The sequence below is a fragment of the Apibacter sp. wkB309 genome (genome assembly GCF_002964915.1).
Classification (GTDB): domain Bacteria; phylum Bacteroidota; class Bacteroidia; order Flavobacteriales; family Weeksellaceae; genus Apibacter.
Genome location: NZ_PSZL01000006.1, coordinates 1 through 24,592 on the forward strand (window position 1 = coordinate 1; position 24,592 = coordinate 24,592).

The 24,592-nt window shown below is 31.2% G+C and carries 24 protein-coding genes; 16 read left to right on the plus strand and 8 right to left on the minus strand.

The window, feature by feature from the left end; genetic code table 11:
• The first annotated feature begins 296 nt into the window (after positions 1–296).
• From radA to C4S75_RS04815, 3 genes are all read left to right on the plus strand, one after another.
• Complete coding sequence (gene radA / locus C4S75_RS04805) at positions 297–1,652, plus strand: DNA repair protein RadA (protein ID WP_105297192.1); 1,356 nt, start codon at positions 297–299, stop codon at positions 1,650–1,652.
• Between the two features lie 265 nt (positions 1,653–1,917).
• Positions 1,918–2,784, plus strand: a complete 867-nt coding sequence (locus C4S75_RS10210) for a M23 family metallopeptidase (RefSeq protein WP_105297193.1) — start codon at positions 1,918–1,920, stop codon at positions 2,782–2,784.
• A 38-nt stretch (positions 2,785–2,822) separates the two neighbouring features.
• Positions 2,823–3,230 (plus strand): polymer-forming cytoskeletal protein, encoded by a 408-nt coding sequence (locus C4S75_RS04815; protein WP_105297194.1) that lies wholly within the window; start codon positions 2,823–2,825, stop codon positions 3,228–3,230.
• A gap of 36 nt (positions 3,231–3,266) precedes the next feature.
• Here the strand turns inward: C4S75_RS04815 and C4S75_RS04820 are convergent, their stop codons facing one another.
• Positions 3,267–4,535, minus strand: coding sequence for an NAD(P)/FAD-dependent oxidoreductase (locus C4S75_RS04820; protein WP_105297195.1), 1,269 nt, complete (start codon positions 4,533–4,535; stop codon positions 3,267–3,269).
• 165 nt (positions 4,536–4,700) lie between these two features.
• Here C4S75_RS04820 and C4S75_RS04825 point away from each other — a divergent pair, with 165 nt between their 5' ends.
• A complete protein-coding gene (locus C4S75_RS04825) occupies positions 4,701–5,276 on the plus strand; it encodes a DUF3109 family protein (protein ID WP_105297196.1) in 576 nt (191 codons plus the stop codon).
• 7 nt (positions 5,277–5,283) lie between these two features.
• Here the strand turns inward: C4S75_RS04825 and C4S75_RS04830 are convergent, their stop codons facing one another.
• The 4 genes from C4S75_RS04830 to C4S75_RS04845 are packed head-to-tail and all read right to left on the minus strand — an operon-like array spanning position 5,284 to position 10,658.
• Complete coding sequence (locus C4S75_RS04830; RefSeq protein WP_105297197.1) at positions 5,284–5,805, minus strand: thioredoxin family protein; 522 nt, start codon at positions 5,803–5,805, stop codon at positions 5,284–5,286.
• A gap of 2 nt (positions 5,806–5,807) precedes the next feature.
• Entirely contained in the window at positions 5,808–6,536 is a 729-nt protein-coding gene (lptB, locus tag C4S75_RS04835; RefSeq protein WP_105297198.1) for an LPS export ABC transporter ATP-binding protein, read from the minus strand.
• Between the two features lie 60 nt (positions 6,537–6,596).
• Positions 6,597–7,745 carry a PAS domain-containing sensor histidine kinase gene (locus C4S75_RS04840; RefSeq protein WP_105297199.1) on the minus strand — a complete coding sequence of 383 codons (1,149 nt, stop codon included), beginning with the start codon at positions 7,743–7,745 and terminating at the stop codon, positions 6,597–6,599.
• A 57-nt stretch (positions 7,746–7,802) separates the two neighbouring features.
• On the minus strand, positions 7,803–10,658 hold the full coding sequence (locus C4S75_RS04845) for a BamA/TamA family outer membrane protein (protein ID WP_105297200.1): 2,856 nt from the start codon (positions 10,656–10,658) through the stop codon (positions 7,803–7,805).
• Between the two features lie 3 nt (positions 10,659–10,661).
• Between C4S75_RS04845 and C4S75_RS04850 the strand changes: the two genes are divergently transcribed.
• The 4 genes from C4S75_RS04850 to C4S75_RS04865 all read left to right on the plus strand — a co-directional run bounded on the left by C4S75_RS04850 (position 10,662) and on the right by C4S75_RS04865 (position 13,453).
• A complete protein-coding gene (locus tag C4S75_RS04850) occupies positions 10,662–11,411 on the plus strand; it encodes an RNA methyltransferase (protein WP_105297201.1) in 750 nt (249 codons plus the stop codon).
• Positions 11,408–12,178: a Kdo domain containing protein gene (locus C4S75_RS04855; protein WP_105297202.1), complete on the plus strand. Its 771-nt coding sequence runs from the start codon at positions 11,408–11,410 to the stop codon at positions 12,176–12,178. The genes C4S75_RS04850 and C4S75_RS04855 overlap by 4 nt, the downstream gene beginning before the upstream one ends.
• Positions 12,179–12,282: 104 nt before the next feature.
• On the plus strand, positions 12,283–12,849 hold the full coding sequence (locus tag C4S75_RS04860; RefSeq protein WP_105297203.1) for a cob(I)yrinic acid a,c-diamide adenosyltransferase: 567 nt from the start codon (positions 12,283–12,285) through the stop codon (positions 12,847–12,849).
• The gene (locus tag C4S75_RS04865) at positions 12,842–13,453 is read left to right on the plus strand and encodes a thiamine diphosphokinase (RefSeq protein ID WP_105297204.1); all 612 of its coding nucleotides are present in this window, start codon (positions 12,842–12,844) and stop codon (positions 13,451–13,453) included. The genes C4S75_RS04860 and C4S75_RS04865 overlap by 8 nt, the downstream gene beginning before the upstream one ends.
• Before the next feature lie 170 nt (positions 13,454–13,623).
• Here the strand turns inward: C4S75_RS04865 and ffh are convergent, their stop codons facing one another.
• Entirely contained in the window at positions 13,624–14,970 is a 1,347-nt protein-coding gene (ffh, locus tag C4S75_RS04870) for a signal recognition particle protein (protein WP_105297205.1), read from the minus strand.
• Positions 14,971–15,178: 208 nt separating this feature from the next.
• Here ffh and C4S75_RS04875 point away from each other — a divergent pair, with 208 nt between their 5' ends.
• A complete protein-coding gene (locus tag C4S75_RS04875) occupies positions 15,179–16,105 on the plus strand; it encodes a manganese-dependent inorganic pyrophosphatase (RefSeq protein ID WP_105297206.1) in 927 nt (308 codons plus the stop codon).
• Positions 16,106–16,215: 110 nt separating this feature from the next.
• On the opposite strand, the gene C4S75_RS04880 is transcribed toward C4S75_RS04875, so the two are convergent.
• On the minus strand, positions 16,216–16,671 hold the full coding sequence (locus C4S75_RS04880; protein ID WP_105297207.1) for a DinB family protein: 456 nt from the start codon (positions 16,669–16,671) through the stop codon (positions 16,216–16,218).
• A gap of 31 nt (positions 16,672–16,702) precedes the next feature.
• The gene (locus C4S75_RS04885) at positions 16,703–17,368 is read right to left on the minus strand and encodes an HAD family phosphatase (RefSeq protein ID WP_105297208.1); all 666 of its coding nucleotides are present in this window, start codon (positions 17,366–17,368) and stop codon (positions 16,703–16,705) included.
• A gap of 298 nt (positions 17,369–17,666) precedes the next feature.
• On the opposite strand from C4S75_RS04885, the gene C4S75_RS04890 reads away from it, so the two are divergent.
• The 7 genes from C4S75_RS04890 (at position 17,667) to C4S75_RS04920 (ending at position 24,405) form a co-directional block, all read left to right on the plus strand.
• Entirely contained in the window at positions 17,667–18,917 is a 1,251-nt protein-coding gene (locus C4S75_RS04890) for a CinA family nicotinamide mononucleotide deamidase-related protein (RefSeq protein WP_105297209.1), read from the plus strand.
• A 62-nt stretch (positions 18,918–18,979) separates the two neighbouring features.
• Positions 18,980–19,933 carry an aldo/keto reductase gene (locus C4S75_RS04895; RefSeq protein WP_105297210.1) on the plus strand — a complete coding sequence of 318 codons (954 nt, stop codon included), beginning with the start codon at positions 18,980–18,982 and terminating at the stop codon, positions 19,931–19,933.
• A gap of 202 nt (positions 19,934–20,135) precedes the next feature.
• A complete protein-coding gene (locus C4S75_RS04900; RefSeq protein WP_105297211.1) occupies positions 20,136–21,398 on the plus strand; it encodes a sodium:proton antiporter in 1,263 nt (420 codons plus the stop codon).
• Positions 21,399–21,727: 329 nt separating this feature from the next.
• On the plus strand, positions 21,728–21,988 hold the full coding sequence (locus C4S75_RS04905) for a GlsB/YeaQ/YmgE family stress response membrane protein (protein ID WP_220234011.1): 261 nt from the start codon (positions 21,728–21,730) through the stop codon (positions 21,986–21,988).
• 13 nt (positions 21,989–22,001) lie between these two features.
• Positions 22,002–22,235, plus strand: coding sequence for a hypothetical protein (locus C4S75_RS04910; protein ID WP_105297212.1), 234 nt, complete (start codon positions 22,002–22,004; stop codon positions 22,233–22,235).
• A gap of 196 nt (positions 22,236–22,431) precedes the next feature.
• The gene (locus C4S75_RS04915) at positions 22,432–23,790 is read left to right on the plus strand and encodes an MATE family efflux transporter (RefSeq protein WP_105297213.1); all 1,359 of its coding nucleotides are present in this window, start codon (positions 22,432–22,434) and stop codon (positions 23,788–23,790) included.
• Between the two features lie 12 nt (positions 23,791–23,802).
• Positions 23,803–24,405, plus strand: coding sequence for an AAA family ATPase (locus C4S75_RS04920; protein WP_105297214.1), 603 nt, complete (start codon positions 23,803–23,805; stop codon positions 24,403–24,405).
• Positions 24,406–24,592: the final 187 nt, after the last annotated feature.

The following is a 24,592-nucleotide window of genomic DNA, read 5'->3' on the forward strand; positions in this document are numbered from 1 at the left end:
CTTCTCAGGTCTCTCTTCTTCTATTTTTCTCTTTCGTTGTTCCTGACTTGCGGGTGCAAAGATAGCTACTTTTTCTTTCCCCGCAAGTTTTTTTGTAATCTTTTTTTAATCTTTTTTCCTAATTTATTACTAATATACTGTATATCAAACCCTTAAGCTCCTAAATTTTTTTTAATTTTTTTTTATATTTTTTTAATGCTCCTAATACTTGTTATTATAAACTCATTAACAAAGATTATTATAGACTATCTTTGTACTAACTAATAAATGTAAATAACTATATATATCTATCAAATATGGCTAAGGCTAAAACTACTTTTTTTTGTCAAAATTGCGGAACTCAATATTCTCAATGGCTGGGTCAATGTAAAGTATGCGGAGAATGGAACACTATTGTAGAAGAAGTTATTGAAAAAAGTTCTGCAAATTCTATTTCTTCCCTTAGTTCCTCTTCTTCTAAAAATAAAATATATAAGATTCACGAAATTGAAACTACGGATGAATATCGTATTCTTTCTAATGACTCTGAACTGGATCATTTATTAGGTGGCGGTATTGTTCCCGGAAGTGTTATTTTGATTGGAGGCGAACCCGGCATTGGTAAATCTACTTTATTGTTGCAAATTTCTTTACAAATACCCAGAAAAGTATTATATGTTTCAGGAGAGGAAAGCAGTAATCAAATTAAAATGAGATCTGACCGTCTGGATATTTCTAATTCTGAATGCTATATTTTAACGGAAACTTCAACTCAAAAGATTTTAAAGAAAGCTCATGAGCTTCAACCGGAGTTGTTAGTGATTGATTCCATTCAAACTCTACATTCCTCTTATATAGAATCTTCTCCGGGAAGTATATCTCAAATTAGAGAATGCGCTTCCGAATTAATTAAATATGCTAAGGAAACTTCTACACCTGTTTTTTTAATTGGACATATTACTAAGGAAGGTTCTATAGCCGGTCCTAAAATTTTGGAGCATATGGTAGATGTCGTTCTTCAGTTTGAAGGGGACAGAAATTATGTTTACCGACTTTTACGTGCAAATAAAAATAGATATGGTTCTACTTCCGAACTTGGAATTTATGAAATGTTCTCTTCCGGATTGAAACAGGTAAAAAATCCGTCTGAAATTTTAGTATCTAAAAAAGATGAAAGTTTATCGGGAAATGCTATTGCGGTTACTTTAGAAGGATTACGCCCTATGTTGGTTGAAATTCAAGCATTGGTATCAACGGCTGTTTATGGAACGCCTCAACGGGTGACAACGGGTTTTGACGTCAAACGATTAAATATGTTATTAGCAGTTTTGGAAAAGCGTGCTGGTTTTCATTTGGGAACGAAGGATGTTTTTTTAAATGTTACCGGAGGTATTCGTGTTGATGATCCTGCTATTGATTTAGCTGTTATTTGTGCTATTTTGTCTTCTAATGAGGATATTTCTTTACCGGACAATTGTTTATTTGCCGGTGAAATTGGTTTAAGTGGTGAAATCAGACCTGTAAATCGTATTGAACAGCGAATTATTGAGGCTGAAAAATTGGGTTATGATGTCATTTTCATTTCTAAGTATAATAAAATTGATCGCAAGAAATATAATATTAGGGTTGAAATGGTTTCTAAGGTTGAGGATGTCTATAAGTTATTATTCTAATTAAATGTATGTAAATTTCTCTTTCTTCGTAAGGTGTAATTTTTTGCGGTAAATATATTTTTATTATACTAATAAGTGATATTTGGCATATACTATCTATTACAAATTGTATTTTTATTTTTTAAATTAGCGAAAATTGTGGACAGTTTTGAGCTTACAAATAATGTCTAAATTTTTGCTAATTTATTGTTAAACGTAATGTTTACATTATACTTTTTGTTTTAATTTTTTTATATTTGTTCCACTACCTTCAGAATATTATACTATGAAAAATAACAAATCTAAATATTCCACTATAATTATTACTGATAAAAATTCACTGGAAACAAAAATTTTTTCTGTTAAGAATAAGCATATAAAAAATATTTTTCTGTACAAAAAGATTTTACTTTTATCAATTTTTACTATTTTTTGTTTAGTTGCGGGATTGGTTAGTTACATAAGTTATGTGTATTACCAAAAACAAGATTTACATGTTAAGATTGCCGACCTTGAAAGTAAGTTGGATACTAAAAAATTAAATGATATGATTATCAATCTTAACGAAGCTGAAAAGTCTTTATTAAAAATTGAGAGATACCTTAAAGATCGTCAAGTTAAAACGCTCCCTACTTCCACTACTAATTATAATGTTGATAATGTGGGGGGAGAGTATTATCCTGTTAATGATTCTAACTTAAATTTAATTGAAAATAAAAAAAAGAGAATTTCCGATATATACAAAAAGATTCAATTTATTCCTATCGGCTTACCTCACGTTGGAAGGATTACTTCTAATTTTGGCGTGAGAGGAAATCCGATGAAAAAAGGTAGAGGATCCGAGTTTCATCCGGGTTTGGATATAGCGGGAACTATTGGTGATCCTATTCATGCTACTGCGAATGGGGTTGTTACCTTTGCCAGTGTTAGAGGAGGATACGGCAATTGTGTAATGATAAAGCACCATTTCGGTTATGAAACATTATACGGTCACATGTCTAAAATATTGGTTAAAGAAGGACAGGTTGTCAATGCCGGAGATGTTATTGGTGAATTAGGAAGTACCGGCCGTTCTACCGGACCTCATGTTCATTATGAAATTATTTTAAATAAAGAAAAAGAAAATCCAAATAATTATTTGCATGTAAACTAAATATGAAATAAATTTAACTACTATAAAATAAACTAACTATGTTCAACAAAAAAAAAGGAGCTGCTCTTAATTTATCTACAGAAAATATTACTACTATTATTGCGGAAGATTGTAAAATTGAAGGAAATATAGAATGTAAGGAATTTATTAGAATTGATGGTCAAACATTAGGAAATGTCAACAGCACTTGTGGGCTTGTTGTTGGTCAGAAAGGAAGTGTTAAAGGAGATATTAGAACTAAAGAACTTATTGTATATGGCCAAATTGACGGCGATATTTTTGTTGATAATCTTAGTTTGAAAAACTCGGGGTCTATTATAGGAAATATGCAGGTAAAAAGTTTTCAAGTGGAAAATGGTGCCTTATATAAAGGCACCGTTAGTATGGATCAAAATAATTCTACTCCTATTAATAAAAAAGAAAATAATTCTCAGATTGTAGTATAAATTTTATTTCTGAAATTTATACAATATTTTAGGTATTCAGGGTCTTGGATCTCCAATTTTATAGGCACTTCCTAAGGAAGAATTTTTAGATATATATATGGTTAACCAACGATATAAAGTATTTAATCTATTACCTATGGAAACTAAAGAAATTAAGTGGATGGACGACCAAATAATCCATGCCGGTAATCCTTTTAAAAATAAGGTAGGATGAATCAGATCGGCTACGGCTTTATTTCTTCCGATAACTGCCATAGACCCTCTATCTTTATAACTGAATGGTACAGGTTGATAGTTGTCTTGGGTAAGTTGTTTTTTTAAATTATTAGCCAAATTTTTTCCTTGTTGTATTGCTACTTGGGCTAATTGCGGATGTCCTGCAGGAAAATTAGGATCAGTAGTCATGATGCAGGTATCCCCTATTGCATATACATTAGAAAATCCTTGAACTTTATTATACGCGTCAACTTGCATACGTCTACCTCTTCCATACACTTCTTTGGGTATTCCTTCAAAAATTCTTGAAGTTACTCCCGCTGTCCAGATTATGGTTTTTGTTTCAATTTTATCTCCGTTAGAAAAATATATGGTATTTTCATCACAATCTTTTACTTGAGTATTTACCAGTATTTTAACTCCTAATTTATCTAAAGCATGATAAGCTTCTTTGTGAGATTTTTCGCTCATAGGTCCCAATAATACGGGGCTTCCTTCTACCAAATAGACTTGAATTTGGCCTTTTAAATCTTTATAGTCAACATTTTCAATGTAGTTGATAATTTCGCGAATAACTCCGGCTATTTCAACTCCGGCAGGTCCACCTCCGGTGATGACGATGGATAATAATCTTTTCTTTTCTACTAAATCAGTTTCTCTACTGGCGGCTTCTAACCTTTCTAAAAGTATATTTCTAAGTAACAAAGCATCATTTAAGGTTTTCATTGGAAAGGCATATTTCTCTAAATTTTCCATTCCGAAATAGTTACTTTGCGTTCCCGTTGCTAAAATCAAAATATCATAATCTAATTCTCCATTAGATAAGACTACTTTGTTTTCATCAGATTTGATTTCAATTAATTCTCCCAATCTGAATTTAACATTTTTTTTATGTCTTATAAATCTACGGAAAGGATAGCTGATAGCTGCGGGATCTAAAATACTTGAACTTACTTGATATATTAATGGTGGAAAAAAATTATAGTTGTTTTTGTCGACTAAGGTAATTTCAAAATTAGGATCATTGGACAATCTGGTGATTATATTAATCCCAGCAAAACCTCCACCTATTAATACGATTTTTTTCATAATTTGCACTAAAAAATTAATTTAACATATTGATGCAAACACATTTATTTCTTAAGAACACAAAAATGTATAGCATACATTTTATCAAAGTTACTGTTTTTTTGTAAAGTTATATAAACTTTTAATAAAAATTTAATGCTATCTTTGAATTTATTTTCAAAAATCATGATTCAAATAGAAGATACAATAATTTCTTTAGATGTATTACAGAAACAATTTGTTTGTAATCTTAGTAAATGCAAAGGGATATGTTGTGTAGAAGGAGATTCGGGAGCTCCACTCGATGAAGAAGAATTACCGATTCTTGAAGACATATATGAGCAAGTATCGCCTTATCTTAGAGAGGAAGGAAGAAAGGCTATTGAATTGGAGGGTAAATATACAACCGACCTTGATGATGATTATGTTACTCCGTTAATAGAGGGTAGAGAATGTGCTTATGTAATCTATGATGAAAATCAAGCTGCGAAATGCGCCATTGAAAAGGCTTACGAAGACGGTAAAATTGATTTTAAAAAACCTATTTCTTGTCATCTGTATCCGGTTCGTCTTCAAAAATTACGAAAATATGTTGCGGTAAATTATGATGAATGGTATATATGCAAGGATGCATGTACTTTAGGTAAAGAACTTAATGTTAAAGTTTTTGAATTTTTAAAAGAACCTTTAATTAGAAAATTCGGAGAAAATTGGTATAACCAGTTGATAGAAGCTGAGAAACTTTTAGAAATAAGTAAATAATTTAGCTTTATTTTTCCTGCAACGCATCTATGGTTTTTTGTATTTCTATGTCATTTGCCGTAATCGCATAATAGAAAGCAATTTTTCCTTGTTGATCTATTACCATATAGCGTGGAATCCAATTTAATTCAATATATTCTGTAAAAGGATTTTTCCAACCGATTGAAAACCAATAATTATCACCCGTATTTAATTCATACTTGGTGATACCGTTTTTCCAAGAGTCGTAATTTTTGTCTAATGACAGATAGATAAAATCTACATTATTATTTTTTTGCTTAAGAGTCCGTGAATCGGACATTCCCACTATGCAATCTTTACACCAAGATGCCCAAAATTTAAGGATCGTAACTTTACCTTTGTGTTTATTTAGTACGGATTGCATCGTTGTTTCTTTATTATCCGTATCAACTACTAGTTGCTTTAAGGCTTCTTCGGAAAATTCAGTTTTGGAAATTAATGGAACTTGTTGACTATAATTTAATGTAGCCATTAAAGTGATAAATAGTCCTGTTAAAATTTTTTTCATTATTATATTTTTTCAAATCTGAAATTTTCTCCTAAATATACTTGACGAACTATCGGATCATTTGCTAATTCTTCGGGATATCCTTCCTTTAATATATTTCCTTCGAACATAACATAAGTTCTATGAGTGATAGCCAGAGTTTGCTGAACGTTATGGTCTGTTATTAAAATTCCTATGTTTTTATTTACTAAAGAACGCACGACTTTTTGAATGTCTTCAACGGCAATTGGGTCAACTCCTGCAAAGGGTTCGTCCAGTAAAATAAATTTAGGATCGGTAGCTAGACATCGGGCAATTTCGCAACGACGTCTTTCTCCTCCCGACAATAAATCTCCTCGGTTCTTACGAACGTGTTCTAAACCAAATTCTTCTATTAAAGAATCTGCTTTTATTTTTCTTTCTTTCTTCGAAAGTTTTGTCATCTCCAACACGCCCACAATATTATCTTCTACTGATAATTTCCTGAATATGGAAGCTTCTTGAGCCAAATACCCGATTCCTTTTTGTGCTCTTTTATACATGGCATCTTTGGTTATGTTAATCTTATCCAAAAATACATTTCCTTGAGTAGGCTTGATTAAGCCTACAATCATATAAAAAGAAGTGGTTTTTCCGGCTCCATTAGGCCCTAACAATCCTACTATTTCTCCTTGTTTTACATTTAATGAAACATCTTTAACTACTCGTTTGTTTCCGTATGTTTTAATTAAATGTTCTCCTCGTAATATCATAATATCAAAAGTAATTAAATTACTACGTTTTTTTCTATTACTCAATAAAATTTTTAAAAATTATTTTTTTAAAATTATTCTAAAAGTAGTTCCTTTATTAATTTCGGTATTTTGAACGAAAATTTTACCGTAGTGATAATCTTCAATAATTCGCCTGGCCAAAGACAAGCCTAGCCCCCATCCTCTTTTTTTAGTTGTAAATCCGGGTTTGAATATTTTTTTCACATTTTTTGATTCAATGCCTGATCCTTCATCGGAAATATCTATAAAAATATTTTTTTTGTTATCGTGGATTTGCAATTTAATTTTTCCTTCTCCTTTCATGGCATCTGCTGAATTTTTAATAAGATTTTCGATAACCCAACTATATAAGATGTTATTTAAAGAAACATATACAGGATACTCCGGTGCTTGAAATTCAAACCCGATTTGTTTGGACATTCTTCTTTTCAAATACATAAATGCTTGTTCCGATATTTCCACGATATCTTCTTTTTTTAGAGAAGGAGTTGATCCTATTTTAGAGAATCTGTCGGTAATATTTTGCAGTCTATGTACATCTTTTTCAATATTTATTATCGGTTTCTGATCAATTTCTTCTGTTTTTAATATTTCCAGCCATCCCATGATGGATGAAAGCGGCGTACCAATTTGATGTGCGGTTTCCTTAGCCATTCCAGCCCAAAGTAAACTTTGCTCTGTTTTTTTTACGGTTTTAAAATACCAATAGGTAAACCATACAAACAATGTTACTAGTATAATTAGTACAATGGGATAATAACCTAATTGTGTTAGCAGAACCGAGTTTTTATAATACACGTATTGATTTCCAAAAGGAAGTTTAATAAGAATGGGATAATAGGATTCTGCCATTTCGTGCAATTCTTCCTTTAATTTTAAAGTATCTGAAATAATTTTTTTACTTACATTTTTAGAATCGATGTAATTTCCTTTTTCATCTACTAAAATTACGGGTATGGTAGTGTTTTGCTCGATAAGCTGCACTAAAAAAAATTGTGTCTTAGGAGGAATATCTGTTTCCGTGTTTAATAATTCCAACGTTTTGGCATAATTTGAAATTTTTACGGATTCTTCTTCTTTTAATTCTTCAACTTTGCTGTTAGAAAAGATTATAATAAATAGAGCTACTATAAGCGCCAATATATACCCAAACCAATTCCGTAATCTAACATTTTTAAAAAAGCTCATTTTCCGAATTTTATGAATTCATATATCAACGTATTTATGCAAACAAAAATTATTTGATTAAAACGGATAGTCGATAGCAAAATTAACTTGAGGTTTCAACAGATTGATATATTTAAAATACCATCGGTCATTTTCATCTCTTCTTGGATCATGAAAACGATAAGCAAAATCAAAACGAATTATAAAGTTACTTATATCCCAACGGATCCCCCATCCTCCTCCTATACCCAGTTCTTTATAGAAGGAATTAAATTCAAATTTATTCAGTGAATTATTATTTATCCCCCAGACATTTCCTGCATCTACAAATAAAGCTCCTTCAAACCCTTTACTCGGTAAAGGAAACCTGTATTCTACCTGAGTCAATAATTTAAAATTATCGATCGCTATTAGTTCATAGCCGTCTTTTCCGCCTAATTTTGATGATCCCGGACCAAAACCAAAAGATTTCCATGCTCGAACATCACTCGGGCCACCCACAGAGTAGCTTCGGTCAAAAGGCATACTAAAGGAATTTCCATAAGGTATTCCTATTCCGGTAAAAAGTCTTGCATTAAACGATTTTTTTCCGGAAAAAATCCAAAATTTCCTTAGATCTAAATCGAATTTCACATATTGTGAATAGGGAACTCCAAATATTTGTTTTATAGTTTTATTATTGGAAGTTGTAAAATCTTTGAGTGTTTTGTTAAATAAAGATTCCAGATTACCGGCTAATTCCACTTGTGCTTTTAAATAAAATGGATGTTTACCCGGAAAATATCCTAATCGTTGATCGTAGGTAAAATCATATTTAAAAGAGGAGATTAATACATTCTGTGTGAAACGATAACGACGAAATTCCATTAAGTCGTAATCGTTAGCTAAACTTAAATGCGTAGATCTTAAATAATCTTGAAAGTCTATATTATTCTGGATTTGAAACAGTAAATCATTGTCGTTATGGTTTTTGTCATATTCCTCTTTGGCGGAAGGGTACTGTTGAAAATATAAATCGTAAACACTATTTCTTACTTTACTGTCTTGTGTATATATGTTGAAATAATTATTAGGATTTAAAAACTGTGTATATTGTAGATTCCATAATGTAATTTGGTGAACGGTTGTTCGAGTGGGATTGAAATTATAAAGTAATCCGGCATTATAACTTCTTTTATCCAAACCTATGTTATATTGTGCATTATATCCTAAAGAAATTGCCGATGAAGGCCCCCAGGCTTTAGGAATTAATCTTTTAGCGTTGAAAGGCAAAATAAGCTTAGGAAAGGATAAACTGGCCTGCGCTGATAGTTCCGATGCATTAAAAATTTTACTGTTATTTTTTTTGGTTTTAATATTTCCTAAGGATCCTCCAAAACTGACACTTAAATTTTCTGCTCCCCCAAAAAGATTTTTTACCGTAAAGGTAAGATTGGGAGTTATACCGAAATTAACAACACCTGAATTAAACGCTTCAAATCCTAATTCATAAGAATATTTATCCATGGGAGAAAGGATGATATTGGATATTAAGGTGGAATCAGAGTCTTTTTCAGGAACTGTATTAAAACCGAGGATGTTAAAATTATTTACTTTATATATATTCCTTCGAGTACGAGTCTCAGAGCTTAAATTATATGAATGCCCTTTTTCAATGGCTAGCATATCTGCCAATACTCTGTTTTTATATTTATTTCCTAAATGGTTAACAATGAAAGCAATGGTATCGTTAACCATCATTTTTGTTTTCCTACCGTCAACCCTTCTTACTATTTTTTTGGTAGTTACATAGAAACTTGAGTCTATAGTATTTTTACTTGTATCTTTATTTTCATTATCTAAAAGTGAAATGTTTATTTTATTGTATTTAAATCTTTTGAATTTATGTACTAAAGTATCTTTCTTAAGAGTATCCGATCTAGTGGAATCGGTAACAGCTGGGGTAGTAGTCGAACTTCCTATTTGGCTTTTCTTGATTGATAATCTGACCGAAACATCATATACATTATTAGCCGTATCTACATAGTAAATAACTTCATCTTTAAGATCATTGAAACGATAATATCCCATATTTTTAAAACGGTTTTCCAAACGGGATATCTCATTCTCAATTACATAGGCATCTAATCGATCTCCTTTTTTAACATAGGAGCCTCTACTGAATATGTTGTATATAAATTCGTCTTTTGAAAGTTCATGAGTTGGAGACTTTTTTTTCTTCGCCTGTCTTGTTCGTTTTAAATAATGAGCATATAAATCATCTTTTATTTCATCGGCAATATCATACGTAATTGTATCCATAATCATAGGACGCCCTAATTTTATGGAATACTGCACATGAGCTTTTTTACCGGAAGTAATTACACTGTCTCTTACAATGGACTTACGCCAACCTCTGTTTTTAAAATATTGTTGTATGTTTTTTGAAGAAGTTTTAGATATTAAGGTATCAACTAATACAGGAGCTTCTCCATTATTATAAAAAAAGCGATCGAACCATCTGGATTTGCCAACATAATTTTTTAAGTTATATTTTACATATAAAGAATCCAGTAATTTTTGATTTCTTTGTTTTTGACTAACGGAATAGTATTCTGCGTAGACGGAATCGAATGTAGGATTTGAGAAATCATACAGCCACAAACCTAATGGAATTATGAATAGTATTTTTTTATTAGATTTTTGCTTTACATAACTGTCCAATTCATCCTCAAATGGTTTCTTGTATTCGTTGATAATTTCTTTGCCTTTTTTATTCAAAAAAGGGTTCCCGTATGCATCCAAATAGGGTTTTCCTTTTTTATCTACATATTTATATTTATTATCAATAAATAAATGTCCATTTTTAGGTACTTTATTTGTTCTACATGAAAAAATGAGAAACAGTTGAACAAAAATCAATATTTTTACTATAATATTGTATCCTAATTTCATTTTATGTTGTCTGCAAGTAAAATTAAACTTATTCAGTCGCTTTCAAAAAAAAAGTATAGACAAAAATATAACTTATTTGTTGTTGAGGGTATAAAAAGCATTAAAGAATTCTGCTTTTCGCAGTTTTCTGTAAAAAACATTTACAGTACGGTTCCCATTTCTTTTTTGGATGAAAACCAATATCAGATGATCAGTTTCGAAGAATTAAAAAAGATTAGTTTTCTAACAACCCCTCACGATGCATTAGCAATATTGGAAATACCTCAAAACTCAAATAATTTAAATAGCGGAATACAATTAGTATTGGATGAAATACAAGATCCGGGAAATCTGGGGACGATTATACGTCTTGCAGACTGGTATGGGATTAAACAGATTTTGTGCAGTAAAGGGACTACTGATGCCTATAATCCCAAAGCAGTTCAATCTGCAATGGGATCATTAAGCAGAGTTAACGTTGTATATACAGACATCGCTGAAATATTGACAAATTCCAACATACCGGTTATGGGAACAGATATGAAAGGTGAAAATTTATATACTACGGATTTACCCGAAAATTTTTATGTAGTTATGGGTAATGAAGGAAATGGCGTTTCAGATGAAATAAAATCTCTGTGTACGCATACTCTAACAATTCCCAGATTCGGCATAGAACAAAAAACAGAAAGTTTAAATGTCGCCATGTCTACCGGAATAATTTTAAGTGAATTCTACTCGAGAGCTGCAAAATTAAAAGGGAATAAAAAATGAAATGGAATTCTTATTTATCTAAAAAATATCTTAACAATACGGACATATTAAATGAAATAATCGAAAACTTTGATTCTTTAGGTGAGATTATATTTCAAGAACGGAACACTTTACGTAAAATACCTCATCCTATGCTGGGAAACTTAGCGGTAAAATCTTTTAAAAAGCCCCACCTTCTCAATCAAGTCGTTTATGCTAATTTTAGAAAATCTAAAGCTAAGCGATCTTATTTTCATGCTGAAATTTTAACTTCTAAGGGTATAAACACACCGGAACCGATTGGTTTTTTTGAAGAGATTCATAATTTTAAAATCAAAAGATCTTTTTATTTTTCAAAGTATTCTGAGTATGATTTTACTTTTAGGGAACTTATTGAAAAAAGAAATAGTTTTGATGATTGGGAATTTATACTGAAAGAATTTGTTTCGTTTGTTTTTTCCATTCATGAAAATCATATCTTATTTAAAGACCTTTCACCGGGAAATGTTCTAATAAAAAATGATCATGAAAAAAACGCATATTCTTTTTCTTTAATCGATTTAAATCGGATGAGTTTTCAATCTTTATCTTTAGATCAAAGGCTTCAAAATTTTATTAGATTATCCTTAACGGATGAAATGATCCCTATCATTGCAAAAGAATATGCCAAATACAGCCATGAAAATGTTAATTTTATCATGGAACAATTGTATAAAAAAAATAATAAATTCATTGAAAAAAAGGAAAGAAAGAAAAGGATAAAGAAACTGTTGGGTAAAAATGTTTAGCATCTTTTAGTCCCGTTTTTATTTAAATTAACTTTACTATTAAAAATTTCAAAGATTTATTTTTTAAACTTTTTCATATTTACAAGCAACAAAAAGATATTTTAATGAAAATATATACGAAAAGAGGTGACGACGGAACTACGGGTTTGTATGGAGGAAAACGTGTATCTAAGAATTCCATTCGCGTTCAATCCTATGGTGAAATAGATGAATTAAATTCTTATATCGGTTTGCTAAGAAGTTATGGTTCTCTTAAAAATATTGATGACCAATTAAAAATTATACAAAATATACTTTTTACTATCGGAGCTGAATTAGCTACTCCTTCAGAAAAAATGTATTCTTCAAATGGAAAACCTAAAATATATTGCTTACTTTCTGAAGAAAAAATAATTTTATTGGAGCAATGGATTGATGAAATAAGCGAAACCCTCCCTCCTTTAAAGCAATTTATTCTTCCGGCAGGAAATGTATCATCTTCTACTGCACATGTTGCAAGAACCGTATGCAGAAGATCAGAAAGAACTATAGTCACTTTAGGTGAAATTGAAGAGATAAGACCCATAATTCAAAAATTTATAAATCGTTTGTCTGATTATTTGTTTGTTCTTGCGCGATATTTTGCACATTTAGCAAATGAAATTGAAGAACCTTGGAATCCCAATGAATAAAGCATTACTTTTTTTAAACGGAAAAAAACCTACAATTTTACCTGAAAATTTAGATTCATATTCTATTATTACGTGTACAGACGGAGCGTACAGCAGATATGTAAAAAATTTGCCTTTTACAATTAGTTATATTTCAGGAGATCTGGATAGTGTACAAATATCGACTATTCCGACGTCTATTCCAATTATTGAAACTCCGGATCAAAACAAAACTGATTTTCATAAGGCTTTAGAATTGTTGCTTGATCAAGGTATACATGGCGTGGATGTTTACGGTGGAAGCGGAAGAGAAAGCGATCATTTCATTGGAAACTTATCTACAGCACTTTTTTTTAAAAATAAACTCCGCATTACATTCTACGATGATTATTCAAAATTCTTTTTCTCGGGTAAATCAACTGAAATTAACGGCGCAAAAGGTAAAACCATTTCCTTAATCCCATTTTTTGAGGCTAAAAATATTTGTACGAAAGGTTTACAATATCCCTTATCTAATGAAAGTCTTATATTTCCGCAACGATTAGGTACGCGTAATGTGGCTGTAGAAAATGAAGTCGTTGTAACCTACGGTGAGGGCGAACTGTTGATCTATATCAGCCGATAAACTTTTTTTAGCTAATAGAATTAGTTTAGTCTTGAGGTTTTTAACGATATAGACGCTAGAAATAACATCTAATAGCTAAATAATTCACGATTAACTAGTTAAAGATTATAATCGTTATTAATGATTCTTTAAAAAGTTTGCCTTTTATTTAAATAATAGGTATATCTTATTTAAAAAGGTTTTCCTCCCGACATTTGTTTTGCCATTGCTTGCATCATCATCCTTCCTTGCGGTGTTTGCATCATCTTCATCATTTTGCTCATCTGTTCAAATTGTTTTAACAGCTGATTGATATCCTGTATGGATCTACCGCTTCCTTTAGCTATTCTATTCTTTCGAGATGTAGTTATAATAGCCGGATTTCTTCTTTCTTCAGGAGTCATGGAATAAATTAAAGCTTCAATATGCTTGAAAGCATCGTCATCAATATTAATATCTTTTAATGCTTTACCTGCACCCGGTATCATTCCAAGCAAATCTTTCATATTTCCCATTTTCTTAATCTGCTTAATTTGATTAAGGAAATCGTCGAATCCGAACTGATTTTTCGCTATCTTTTTCTGTAACTTACGTGCTTCTTCTTCGTCAAATTGTTCTTGGGCTCTTTCTACTAGTGATACCACATCTCCCATTCCTAAGATACGATCAGCCATACGCGAAGGATAGAAAATATCCAGCGCTTCCATTTTTTCTCCGGTGGAAATAAATTTAATTGGTTTTTCAACCACAGTACGTATAGTTAAAGCAGCACCTCCTCGGGTATCGCCGTCTAATTTGGTTAATACTACCCCATCATAATTCAATACATCATTAAAAGCTTTGGCTGTATTAACCGCATCTTGTCCGGTCATGGAATCCACTACAAACAAAGTTTCATTTGGACTGACTTTTTGATGAACGTTTCTGATTTCATTCATCATACTTTCATCAATTGCCAAACGTCCTGCAGTATCAATTATAACAACATTAAATTTATTTTGTTTAGCATATTCAATGGCATGACTGGAAATATCAACCGGATTTTTACTTTCCGGTTCTGTGTATACTTCTACTCCAATTTGATCTCCTAAAACTTTTAATTGATCAATTGCGGCCGGACGATATACGTCGCAGGCAACTAATAATACTTTTTTTTGTTTTTTAGTTTTAAGATAATTAGCTAATTTTCCCGAAAAGGTAGTTTTACCGGAACCTTGTAAACCCGCAATTAAGATAACGGTAGGATTTCCCGACAAATTTACTCCAACATTCTCTCCTCCCATTAGATCGGCCAACTCATCATGTACAATCTTCACCATTAGCTGACCCGGCGTAACGGAAGTAAGCACATTTTGACCTAAGGCTTTCTCCTGAATCCTTTTAGTCAAATCTTTGGCTACTTTATAACTAACGTCTGCATCCACTAAAGCTCTTCTAATTTCTTTAACGGTTTCAGCAACATTAATTTCAGTGATCTTTCCTCTCCCGCTGATGTTATGTAATGCCTTATCTAATTTATCTTGTAAATTCTGAAACATATTCGGTACTTATATACTATTATACTATTTATACTAACTGCAAAAATAGTAAAGTTTTACTTAATTTAAAAATATGTATTTCAGTAATTAGAAAGCGCCTTTCTTTGCTAAAAAAGTTTAAAAATGTATATTTGCTTTTATATTAAATTAAATAAAAAAGACATCGTGTTTATATACATGATTAAAAAATTTTCAAATTTTAGCTAACATGAATAAAATTTTAATTACAGGGCATCAAAATCCTGATACCGACACCATTACCTCTGCCATTTCATTTTCTTATTTACAAAATGCCTTAGGTAAAAATACAGAGGCAGTCGCTTTAGGTACCCCTAATGAAGAAACCCAATTTGCCCTGAATTATTTTAAGATACAAGCGCCTAGAGTCATTTCTAGAGCTTCCGATGAAACGAAAGAAATTATTTTGGTAGATCACAATGAATTCCAACAATCGGTTGCTGATATTGAAGAATTGACTATTTTAGCTGTAATAGATCACCATCGTATCGCTAATTTTCATACTTCTGTTCCTCTATACTATCGCGCTGAACCTGTGGGATGTACTCAAACTATTATTTCAAAAATTTATAAAGAAAATTCTATTGAAATTCCCGCTGCTATCGCAGGTCTTATGCTATCAGGGATTATTTCTGATACGTTATTATTTAAATCTCCTACTTGCACTCAAGAAGATATACATGCGGCTCATGAATTAGCAAAAATTGCCGGTATTGAGGTTGAAAAATATGGACTTGATCTTCTTAAAGCAGGAACCAATCTTTCCAACAAATCTGCCGAAGAATTACTATCTCTGGATGCTAAATCTTTCGAAGTAAACGGAAAAAAGGTACGGGTTGCTCAAGTTAACACAATTGATTATGATGATGTATTTTCTAACAAATCTAATATAGAGGCTGCTATAACCGACCAAATTAATAAAGAAGGTTATGATCTTTTTTTACTTGTAGTGACTAACGTGTTGGATAGTGATTCAAAAATTTTAGCTATGGGTAATGCTGCTCAAGCTTCAGAAAAGGCTTTTGGAATACGACTTGAAAACGGCGAAGCTTTCCTTAAAGGGGTGGTTTCCCGTAAAAAACAGATTATTCCCCAAATAACTGAAGCATTATCCTAGATTCATCCATATTCTTAATTTTTTGAAACCAAGTACTTTATTTAAAAGTGCTTGGTTTTTTTATTTTACAATTAACACTATAGGCTGTTAACTTATTTAAAAAAAATATTTTACACTAATTTTTTCATACTTGACACAATTCCGTAGTGTAATGCTTCATGGGTATTGTTAAAATTTATTGCATCTTCAACGGAAGAAATCACAATGCCCATTTTTGTTTCAAATTCAGTATAAGATTCAAATCTTTTTTCATTAAAATCTTCTTCCAGTTGTTCAGCGGTGATAATTAGCTTACTTTTTAAGTAGTCAATTTCATCTTCTGTAATTACAAATCTGGGAAAAGTACCATTTTGATAGTTTTCAATCCAGTCATTGGTTATCAGTGGATTTAATCCTGACATTTTATAATGAAGAATTTGTTGAGAAACCAACGTATGGGCAACATTCCAAAAAATATTATTTTTAAATCCTTCAGGAATTTTCTGTAATTGCTCTATACTTAAATCGTCAATCTCTTGTACTAAGGATTTACGGTATATTTTAAAAATTTCAAATTGTTTTTTCACCTCAAAAAAAATTTTAACAAAAGTATTAAAGTTATTTAACTAAACCAATGGTTCTAATCGTATCGGAATCTAAATTAGAAAAATCATTTATTATTTGATCCGCAGTAGACAAATCTTGATCACCGGAGGCTTCACTTTTATAACCTATACAAAATATTCCGGCCCTTTTGGCAGCAATAACGCCATTTGTCGAATCTTCAATAACAATACAGTTTTCTTTTGGTTGTCCTGATAATTTTACAGCTTCTAAAAAAATAGCAGGATCGGGTTTTGATTTTGGAAAATCTTCTCCACTCACAATATGTTTAAAATAAGGAAACAATCCAAATCGATCAAAAATTTTAGTTAGGGTTACACGAGCCGAAGAAGTAGCCAAAAGTAATTGAAAATTATCTTTATATAAACTTTCGATAAGATTTCTTACACCCGGCAATAAATCTAGATCTTCATCTTCTTGAAAAATTTTATTAAAAATATTTCTTTTTTGTTGAACCAATTCCTCAACCTCTTGTTTCAAACCATATTTTTGTTTCAAATTTTGATATAAATTACGGGTAGATAATCCTCTGAACGTATCATATTCTTCCTGAGATATATCCAATCCTATAGAATGAAAATGTTTTTTAAATGACAATTCATGAATAGGCTCAGTATCTACTATTACCCCATCCATATCAAAGATAACTGTGTTTATCATAAGTTTATTTTATCTACGATTGCAGTGTAGGTTTTAATTCTGATATTTTTTAATTATTCTCAATAAAATTTGATTTATTTAAAAAATTGTGAATTTAAAGGCTCAAATTTAAGAAATATTGTGTCTAGTATGCAGCCGTTACTAATATTCTAAATTTGGAATGAACATATACTTTATATAAATTAATTGTAAAATTTTACATTATTTCTGAAATTTCATTTTTTTTAAATTTTTAACTCATGAAATTAACACAAATATCTTGTATAATTATCTAAATTTGATATTTAAATTAATATATATGAAAGCGTGTATTATCGTTATTGGAGATGAAATTCTTTCCGGAAGAACTCTGGATACCAATTCTAATTTCATTGCTAAAAAACTAGATCTTACAGGGGTTTCGGTCACAGAAATTTCGACAATCTCCGACAACCCCGATTCTATAGTTACTAAATTAAAAGAAGCCTTCGCATCTGATACTAATTTTATAATAACAACTGGGGGACTGGGACCTACTAAAGATGATAAAACCAAACAAACTTTAGCAGAATTCCTATCTGATCAATTAGTTATTAATCAACCTGCTTTGGATTACATCACCCAGTTGTACTGTACAAATGGTCGAACGATGAATGATTTGACACGTAAACAAGCTCTTGTACCTTCTCATTCGGAAGTTATAATTAATAGATATGGTACAGCTCCTATCTTGTGGACAAAAAAATCAAATAAGATTTTAATTAACCTTCCGGGTGTTCCCTATGAAACCCAAGCTATGTTTGAAGAATTTATTATTCCGAAAATAAAAAAAGAATTTAACCTTCCCTTTATTGTAAGGCGTTCTGTTATTGTTGTAGATTATCTTGAAAGCGAGTTAGCCACAACGTTAACGGATTGGGAAAACAATTTACCTGATTTTGTGTCTTTGTCTTATTTGCCTTCGGGGGCTAGGATTGAACTTAGATTGAGTGCAAAGGGAACTGATAAAAAACTACTTGAAGAAACGATTACTAAAGAAATAAAAAAACTATCTCAAATTTTACATGAGAAATTGATCTCAACCACTTCTACCAATATAATTGAAATCATTGCCGATTTTTTCTCAAAAAATAATCTTACTTTATCCATCGCTGAAAGTATTACCGGTGGAAATATATCTCATAAAATCACTTCCTTAGCGGGAAGTTCTGTTTATTATAAAGGAGGTATAACGGCCTATAGCTCTTTAATTAAAGAGAGCGTTTTAAAAATACCCGAACCTTTTATTCATACTCATAAAGTGGTTAGTGAAGAAGTAGCGAAAGAAATGGCAATCCGGTGTGCAAAGTTATTTAATTCAGATGTTGCAATTTCTACTACAGGCGTTGCCGGTCCAAGTTCAGATGAATTTAACGATCCGGTAGGTTTAGCTTATATAGGTTTATATGTTCACGGAAACACCTATGTAAAAAAATATTATTACCCTCATGTAACGAGAGATGAAATGATTACTCGAATAACCAATAAAGCGTTGGAATTTATTTATTTTGAAATGATTGAAAACAAATAAAAGTTGACCTACGCATTTGGTATAATTTTAGATTTTAGGTATAGATAACAAATCATCAGATTATGAAAAAAAGAAAATTAGGTCCAACTGATCTTGAGGTTTATCCATTTGCATTTGGGGGCAATGTATTTGGTTGGACTGCCAATGAAAACACTTCTTTTGAATTATTAGATCAATATACCGAATTAGGATTTAACTTTATTGATACCGCAGATGTATATTCTGCTTGGGTTCCCGGCAATAAAGGTGGAGAATCAGAAACCATTATTGGAAAATGGATGCATCAAAAAGGAACTAGAGATAAACTTGTTATTGCAACTAAAGTAGGGGCTGAAATTGACAGTACACATAAAGGGTTAAAAAAATCATATATTCTTTCTGAAGTTGAGGAATCACTAAAACGTCTTCAAACCGATTATATAGATTTATATTTTACTCATTTTGACGATCCTGATACTCCCATAGAAGAAGTATTGGATGCTTATCAGCAATTAATAAAAGAGGGTAAAATACGTTACATAGGGGTTTCCAATATGTCTCCTGAGAGAATAGTAAAATCGTTGGAAGTAAGTAAATCTAATAATCTACCTTCTTATTCCGTTTTACAGCCTGAATATAATTTGTATGATCGACAACCGTATGAAAAGGACTATGAACCAATTGCCGAAAAATACCAATTAGGTGTCATGACTTACTATTCTTTGGCAAGTGGTTTTTTAACCGGTAAATATCATTCGGAAGCGGATTTAAATAAAAGTAAAAGAGGCGACAGCTTAAAGAAATATTTAAACGACAGAGGCTTACGAATTATAAAAACTTTAGAGGATGTTGCCGCACGAAATACAGCTACTCCGGCTCAAGTTGCTATCGCCTGGATCATCCAAAGACCGAGTATTACTACCCCTATAGCCAGTGCATCTAAATTGGGACAATTGGATATATTAAAAGCGGTAGACCTAAATTTATCTCAAGATGATATTAATGACTTGGACACTGCCAGTAAGGTAACTTCATAACGACAAGCGCTCAAATAATATAAAAAAAAGTATTCATCCCCTTGAATACTTTTTTTTCCTTTTATAAGATAATTTAATTAATTTAATCTGTTTTTATAATATAAATATAAAATTTTTCTGTCTTTTAACTAGGTGATGAAATTTGATTTTATTTTTTCTCTGATATTATTTATTATCTTTGCAAAAAATTTTATTCAATTTCATGGAATTATACTACTCATTTTCAATCCTTATTATTTTAGCTGCTATTTTTTCATACATTAATGTTAGGTTTTTAAAATTCCCTTCTACCATTGGAATTATGATCATTGCGTTAATTATGTCAATTATTTTAGTTCTTTTAGGTAGTTTAACCTCTAAACCATTAAATGATATTGCCTCATTAATAAAAGAATTTGATTTTACCGAAATATTGATGGGATGTATGTTAAATTTCCTGCTATTTGCCGGAGCTATACATATCAATATGTCGGATCTAAAGGAACAAAGGCTTCCTGTAATAATATTTTCTACTTTAGGAGTTATAATATCTGCCATTGTTGTGGGCGTAGGCCTTTATTATACATCCAATTATCTTCTTCCTCTTATAAATGTACATACTGAAATACCTTTAATATATTGTTTACTTTTTGGTGCTTTAATTTCTCCGACAGATCCAATTGCGGTATTGAGTATATTAAAACAAGCCAATGTTTCTAAATCTTTAGAGACAAAAATTGCCGGTGAATCTCTTCTTAATGACGGGGTAGCTGTGGTATTATTTGCCGTATTAGCTAATCTTGCTTATAATCCCGTAGTCGTTGCCACCGGACGAATGGATTTATCGTTTGCTCATATTTTTGATTTATTTCTTAGAGAAGCGGTAGGCGGATTGTTATTAGGGGCAGCTCTAGGTTATCTAGCCGCTTATGCGATACGAACCTCACATGATTATAAAGTTTCTGTTTTAATTACCTTAGCGGTAGTTATGGGAGGATATCTTATTGCAAGTTCTTTGCATACGTCTGCTCCTCTTGCTATGGTGGGTGCGGGATTGATAATAGGAGAATCCAGACGAAGATTGGGTACTAGTAAAAAAAGCAGTGTAGGTACTTTCTGGGAATTAATCGATGAGGTTATGAATGCAATTTTATTCCTTTTTATGGGATTCCAACTTTTACTTATCGATGATCTAATTCACTACTGGCTACTGGGTATTATATGCATTATAATTGTTTTATTCGCAAGATTTATATCTATTAAAATTCCAACAATGATTATTCCTTTTAAGGAAAAATTCAGCAAAGGAACTATTGCCGTTTTAGTATGGGGTGGCTTACGCGGCGGGGTTTCCATCGCTTTGGCTCTTTCAGTTCCTGAGAGTGACTATAAAGAAACTATTATAGCCGTTACTTATGTGGTGGTTGTATTCTCAATTTTAGTTCAAGGATTGACTGTTGGAAAAGTAGCAAAAGACATTCAGTAAATTACTGCATCGTAACTATTTTCTAATGGTATTAAAAATAATGATAGTATCTGCAATAAACAATACATGCAGATACTATTTTCGTTTTAACAACGATTTAATTTCTATTGGTACTTCAATTTTGATCAATTTATAATTTGCTGCAACTTCATTTTTTATACTTATTTTTAATATTCGCCAATTTAAATGGAGAATATTAAAATACAACTTTGGTTTACTTATTAAATGATAAGGTAATGGCATATTTATTGTTTAAATCATAAAGAACTACAAGATTATTACACTTTCTTCAAAATTGAAATAATAGTAAACTCTAAAAAATTTTATAAATGGAAGGAATGGGTATTTTATGGTCTATAATTATTGGAATTATAGCCGGTTTTATTGCAGGTAGAATTATGCGAGGCAGTGGATTTGGAATGTTAGTTAATTTGCTTGTTGGATTAGTAGGAAGTATATTGGGAGGATGGATCTATAGTTTATTGGGCTTTTCCAGTGGAGGTAAATTAGGTATGTTACTAATGTCTGTAATTGGTTCTGTAGTCCTTCTATGGATAATATCATTATTTAGAACAAAAAAACCTTATTAAATTATAATATGTTATGAAAAAAGTATTATTGGGTACAATCTTGGGTGCTGCTCTAGGTTATGTTGCCAGAAAAATGCAAGAAGATGGATTTCTAGATCAAGTTTCTGATGAAATAAGTAAATTTACATCCAAAACCAAAAAAAATTTTAGCAATATAGTGGATGTTGGTAAAAATGAGGCTGAGTATTTAAAAGATCGAGCGAAAAAATACGGAGAAAAAGGAGAAAGCTTTATACACGAAGAGTAATAAGAGTAAGCATTAATAAGTAAGTAATAAATTGAATACATGTAAATAGCAGCTAATTAGCTGCTATTTTGTTTACCTGTCGAAATATTCTATATTTACATTTTAAATAGTATACTAGTAATTTTACTACCTTTATATTGTATGCTTTTTTACTTCATTTTAGATTTAAAATATTCATAATCAAGATAATTAAAATATGAAAGTAACAGGTACACCTATTGAATTAGGTACTGAAAATATTGGAAAACTTTTAAAACAATATGCTATTCCTGCTATTATAGCCATGATTGCTTCCTCTCTCTATAATATTACGGACAGCATTTTTATAGGACATGGTGTAGGACCTTTGGCTATTTCCGGATTAGCCATAACTTTTCCGCTTATGAACCTTGCAGCAGCTTTTGGCTCATTAGTAGGTGCAGGTGCTGCTACCTTGCTTTCCGTTCGTTTGGGACAAAAAGATTATACCACAGCCAACAGCATTTTAGGTAATGTGTTCATCATGAACTTATTTATTGGTATTTCGTTTACCATTATTTCTTTATTATTTTTAGATCCGATATTATATTTTTTCGGTGCGAGTGAAAAGACCCTTCCCTATGCTCATGATTTTATGGTTATTATACTTTCAGGAAATGTGATCACTCATATGTATCTTGGGTTAAACTCTATGTTACGTTCTTCCGGAAAACCCAGACAGTCCATGTATGCGACCATATTTACCGTACTTATAAATTTAGTTTTAAATCCATTATTTATTTTCGTTTTTAACTGGGGTATTCGTGGGAGCGCCATTGCTACGGTAATTTCTCAAACTTCAGTATTAATCTGGCAAATTTATCTGTTTTGCGACAAAAATAATTTCATCCATATACAGAAAGGAATTTTTAAATTAAACAAATATATCGTTAAAGATTCTCTATCTATAGGTATGTCGCCGTTTTTAATGAACGCAGCGGCCTCGGTTATTGTTATAATTATTAATCAGGGACTTTTAAAATATGGTGGAGATCTTGCCGTTGGTGCTTACGGAATTGTAAATAGGATTGCGTTTTTATTTGTAACTATAGTATTGGGATTAAATCAAGGTATGCAACCTATAGCCGGTTATAATTTCGGAGCAAAACTTTATCCCAGAGTAACTCAGGTTTTGAAAAAAACAATTTTAGGAGCTACTTTGATCATGTGTACCGGCTTCCTTATAGTTGAATCTGTGCCTCATGCGGTTGCTTCTATTTTTACAACCGATAAAGAGTTAATTGATATTGCCTCCTTAGGATTACGCATGGTATTCATTTGTTATCCGATTGTAGGTTTTCAAATTGTTACTTCTACCTTTTTCCAAAGTATCGGAATGGCTCAAAAAGCTATAATTTTATCTCTCACTCGTCAAATACTATTTTTAATTCCTTTTTTATTAATTCTACCTAAATTTTTCGGCATTGCAGGAATATGGTTGAGTATGCCTTTAGCTGATTTTTTTGCTACTATTTTGGCTGCCATTATGCTTTATAAACAATACAAAGAATTTAATAGATATAATCCTGAAAACTAATTTAAGTACGTTATGAAAGATAAATATTTTATTACCATTGGTCGACAGTTAGGAAGCGGTGGAAGACAAATCGGGAGAAAATTGGCTGATTTATTGGACATTTCATATTATGACAAAGAGATTATTAATCTAGCTTCTATTGAGAGCGGTTTAAATGCTGATATTTTTGAGCAAGCGGATGAAAAAAATTGTTATAGTTTTTTTGATAATTTTTTAGGCATGCAATTATCTAAAAACTATTTAGGAAACGAAAATTTATTTGAAATACAAAGTAAAATAATTAAAGAAGAAGCCCTTAAAGGTTCTGCTCTTTTTGTGGGCCGTTGCTCCGATTATATTTTGCGTGAATATGAGAGACGGATAGATATATTTATTACTGCTAATAAAGAAGATCGAATTCGGAGAACATCTCAAAGAAAAAATATTTCTTTAAAAGAAGCGGAAGAATTAAACGTAAAAATAGATAAAAAGAGAAAAGAGTATTATAACTTTTTCAATAAGAAAAGTTGGGGGCATGCCAGTTCTTATCATCTTTGCATCAATTCCTCTGTGTTGGGAATTGATAAAAGTGTACTTCTTATTAAAAATTTTGTTGAGCAAAAATTTGCACTTTAGTTGTTTTTTATAAAGATTTATTATGTTCTTTTAAATTAAAGAATATACAAGCTAAAAATCTTACTTAATTTTAAAAATAATAAGGAACAATTATTGTTATAGTTCTTGTGAATCTTCTTTACTTTTTAAACTTTACTGCCGAGAATTTATGAAAAAAATATCGTGGTTGTATTCTGTATTATCAAAC

Coding starts and splice junctions, on each gene's coding strand:
- radA (WP_105297192.1), top strand. CDS start 297: ATGGCTAAGGCTAAAACTACTTTTTTTTGTCAAAATTGCGGAACTCAA.
- C4S75_RS10210 (WP_105297193.1), top strand. CDS start 1,918: ATGAAAAATAACAAATCTAAATATTCCACTATAATTATTACTGATAAA.
- C4S75_RS04815 (WP_105297194.1), top strand. CDS start 2,823: ATGTTCAACAAAAAAAAAGGAGCTGCTCTTAATTTATCTACAGAAAAT.
- C4S75_RS04820 (WP_105297195.1), bottom strand. CDS start 4,535: ATGAAAAAAATCGTATTAATAGGTGGAGGTTTTGCTGGGATTAATATA.
- C4S75_RS04825 (WP_105297196.1), top strand. CDS start 4,701: ATGATTCAAATAGAAGATACAATAATTTCTTTAGATGTATTACAGAAA.
- C4S75_RS04830 (WP_105297197.1), bottom strand. CDS start 5,805: ATGAAAAAAATTTTAACAGGACTATTTATCACTTTAATGGCTACATTA.
- lptB (WP_105297198.1), bottom strand. CDS start 6,536: ATGATATTACGAGGAGAACATTTAATTAAAACATACGGAAACAAACGA.
- C4S75_RS04840 (WP_105297199.1), bottom strand. CDS start 7,745: ATGAGCTTTTTTAAAAATGTTAGATTACGGAATTGGTTTGGGTATATA.
- C4S75_RS04845 (WP_105297200.1), bottom strand. CDS start 10,658: ATGAAATTAGGATACAATATTATAGTAAAAATATTGATTTTTGTTCAA.
- C4S75_RS04850 (WP_105297201.1), top strand. CDS start 10,662: ATGTTGTCTGCAAGTAAAATTAAACTTATTCAGTCGCTTTCAAAAAAA.
- C4S75_RS04855 (WP_105297202.1), top strand. CDS start 11,408: ATGAAATGGAATTCTTATTTATCTAAAAAATATCTTAACAATACGGAC.
- C4S75_RS04860 (WP_105297203.1), top strand. CDS start 12,283: ATGAAAATATATACGAAAAGAGGTGACGACGGAACTACGGGTTTGTAT.
- C4S75_RS04865 (WP_105297204.1), top strand. CDS start 12,842: ATGAATAAAGCATTACTTTTTTTAAACGGAAAAAAACCTACAATTTTA.
- ffh (WP_105297205.1), bottom strand. CDS start 14,970: ATGTTTCAGAATTTACAAGATAAATTAGATAAGGCATTACATAACATC.
- C4S75_RS04875 (WP_105297206.1), top strand. CDS start 15,179: ATGAATAAAATTTTAATTACAGGGCATCAAAATCCTGATACCGACACC.
- C4S75_RS04885 (WP_105297208.1), bottom strand. CDS start 17,368: ATGATAAACACAGTTATCTTTGATATGGATGGGGTAATAGTAGATACT.
- C4S75_RS04890 (WP_105297209.1), top strand. CDS start 17,667: ATGAAAGCGTGTATTATCGTTATTGGAGATGAAATTCTTTCCGGAAGA.
- C4S75_RS04895 (WP_105297210.1), top strand. CDS start 18,980: ATGAAAAAAAGAAAATTAGGTCCAACTGATCTTGAGGTTTATCCATTT.
- C4S75_RS04900 (WP_105297211.1), top strand. CDS start 20,136: ATGGAATTATACTACTCATTTTCAATCCTTATTATTTTAGCTGCTATT.
- C4S75_RS04905 (WP_220234011.1), top strand. CDS start 21,728: ATGGAAGGAATGGGTATTTTATGGTCTATAATTATTGGAATTATAGCC.
- C4S75_RS04910 (WP_105297212.1), top strand. CDS start 22,002: ATGAAAAAAGTATTATTGGGTACAATCTTGGGTGCTGCTCTAGGTTAT.
- C4S75_RS04915 (WP_105297213.1), top strand. CDS start 22,432: ATGAAAGTAACAGGTACACCTATTGAATTAGGTACTGAAAATATTGGA.
- C4S75_RS04920 (WP_105297214.1), top strand. CDS start 23,803: ATGAAAGATAAATATTTTATTACCATTGGTCGACAGTTAGGAAGCGGT.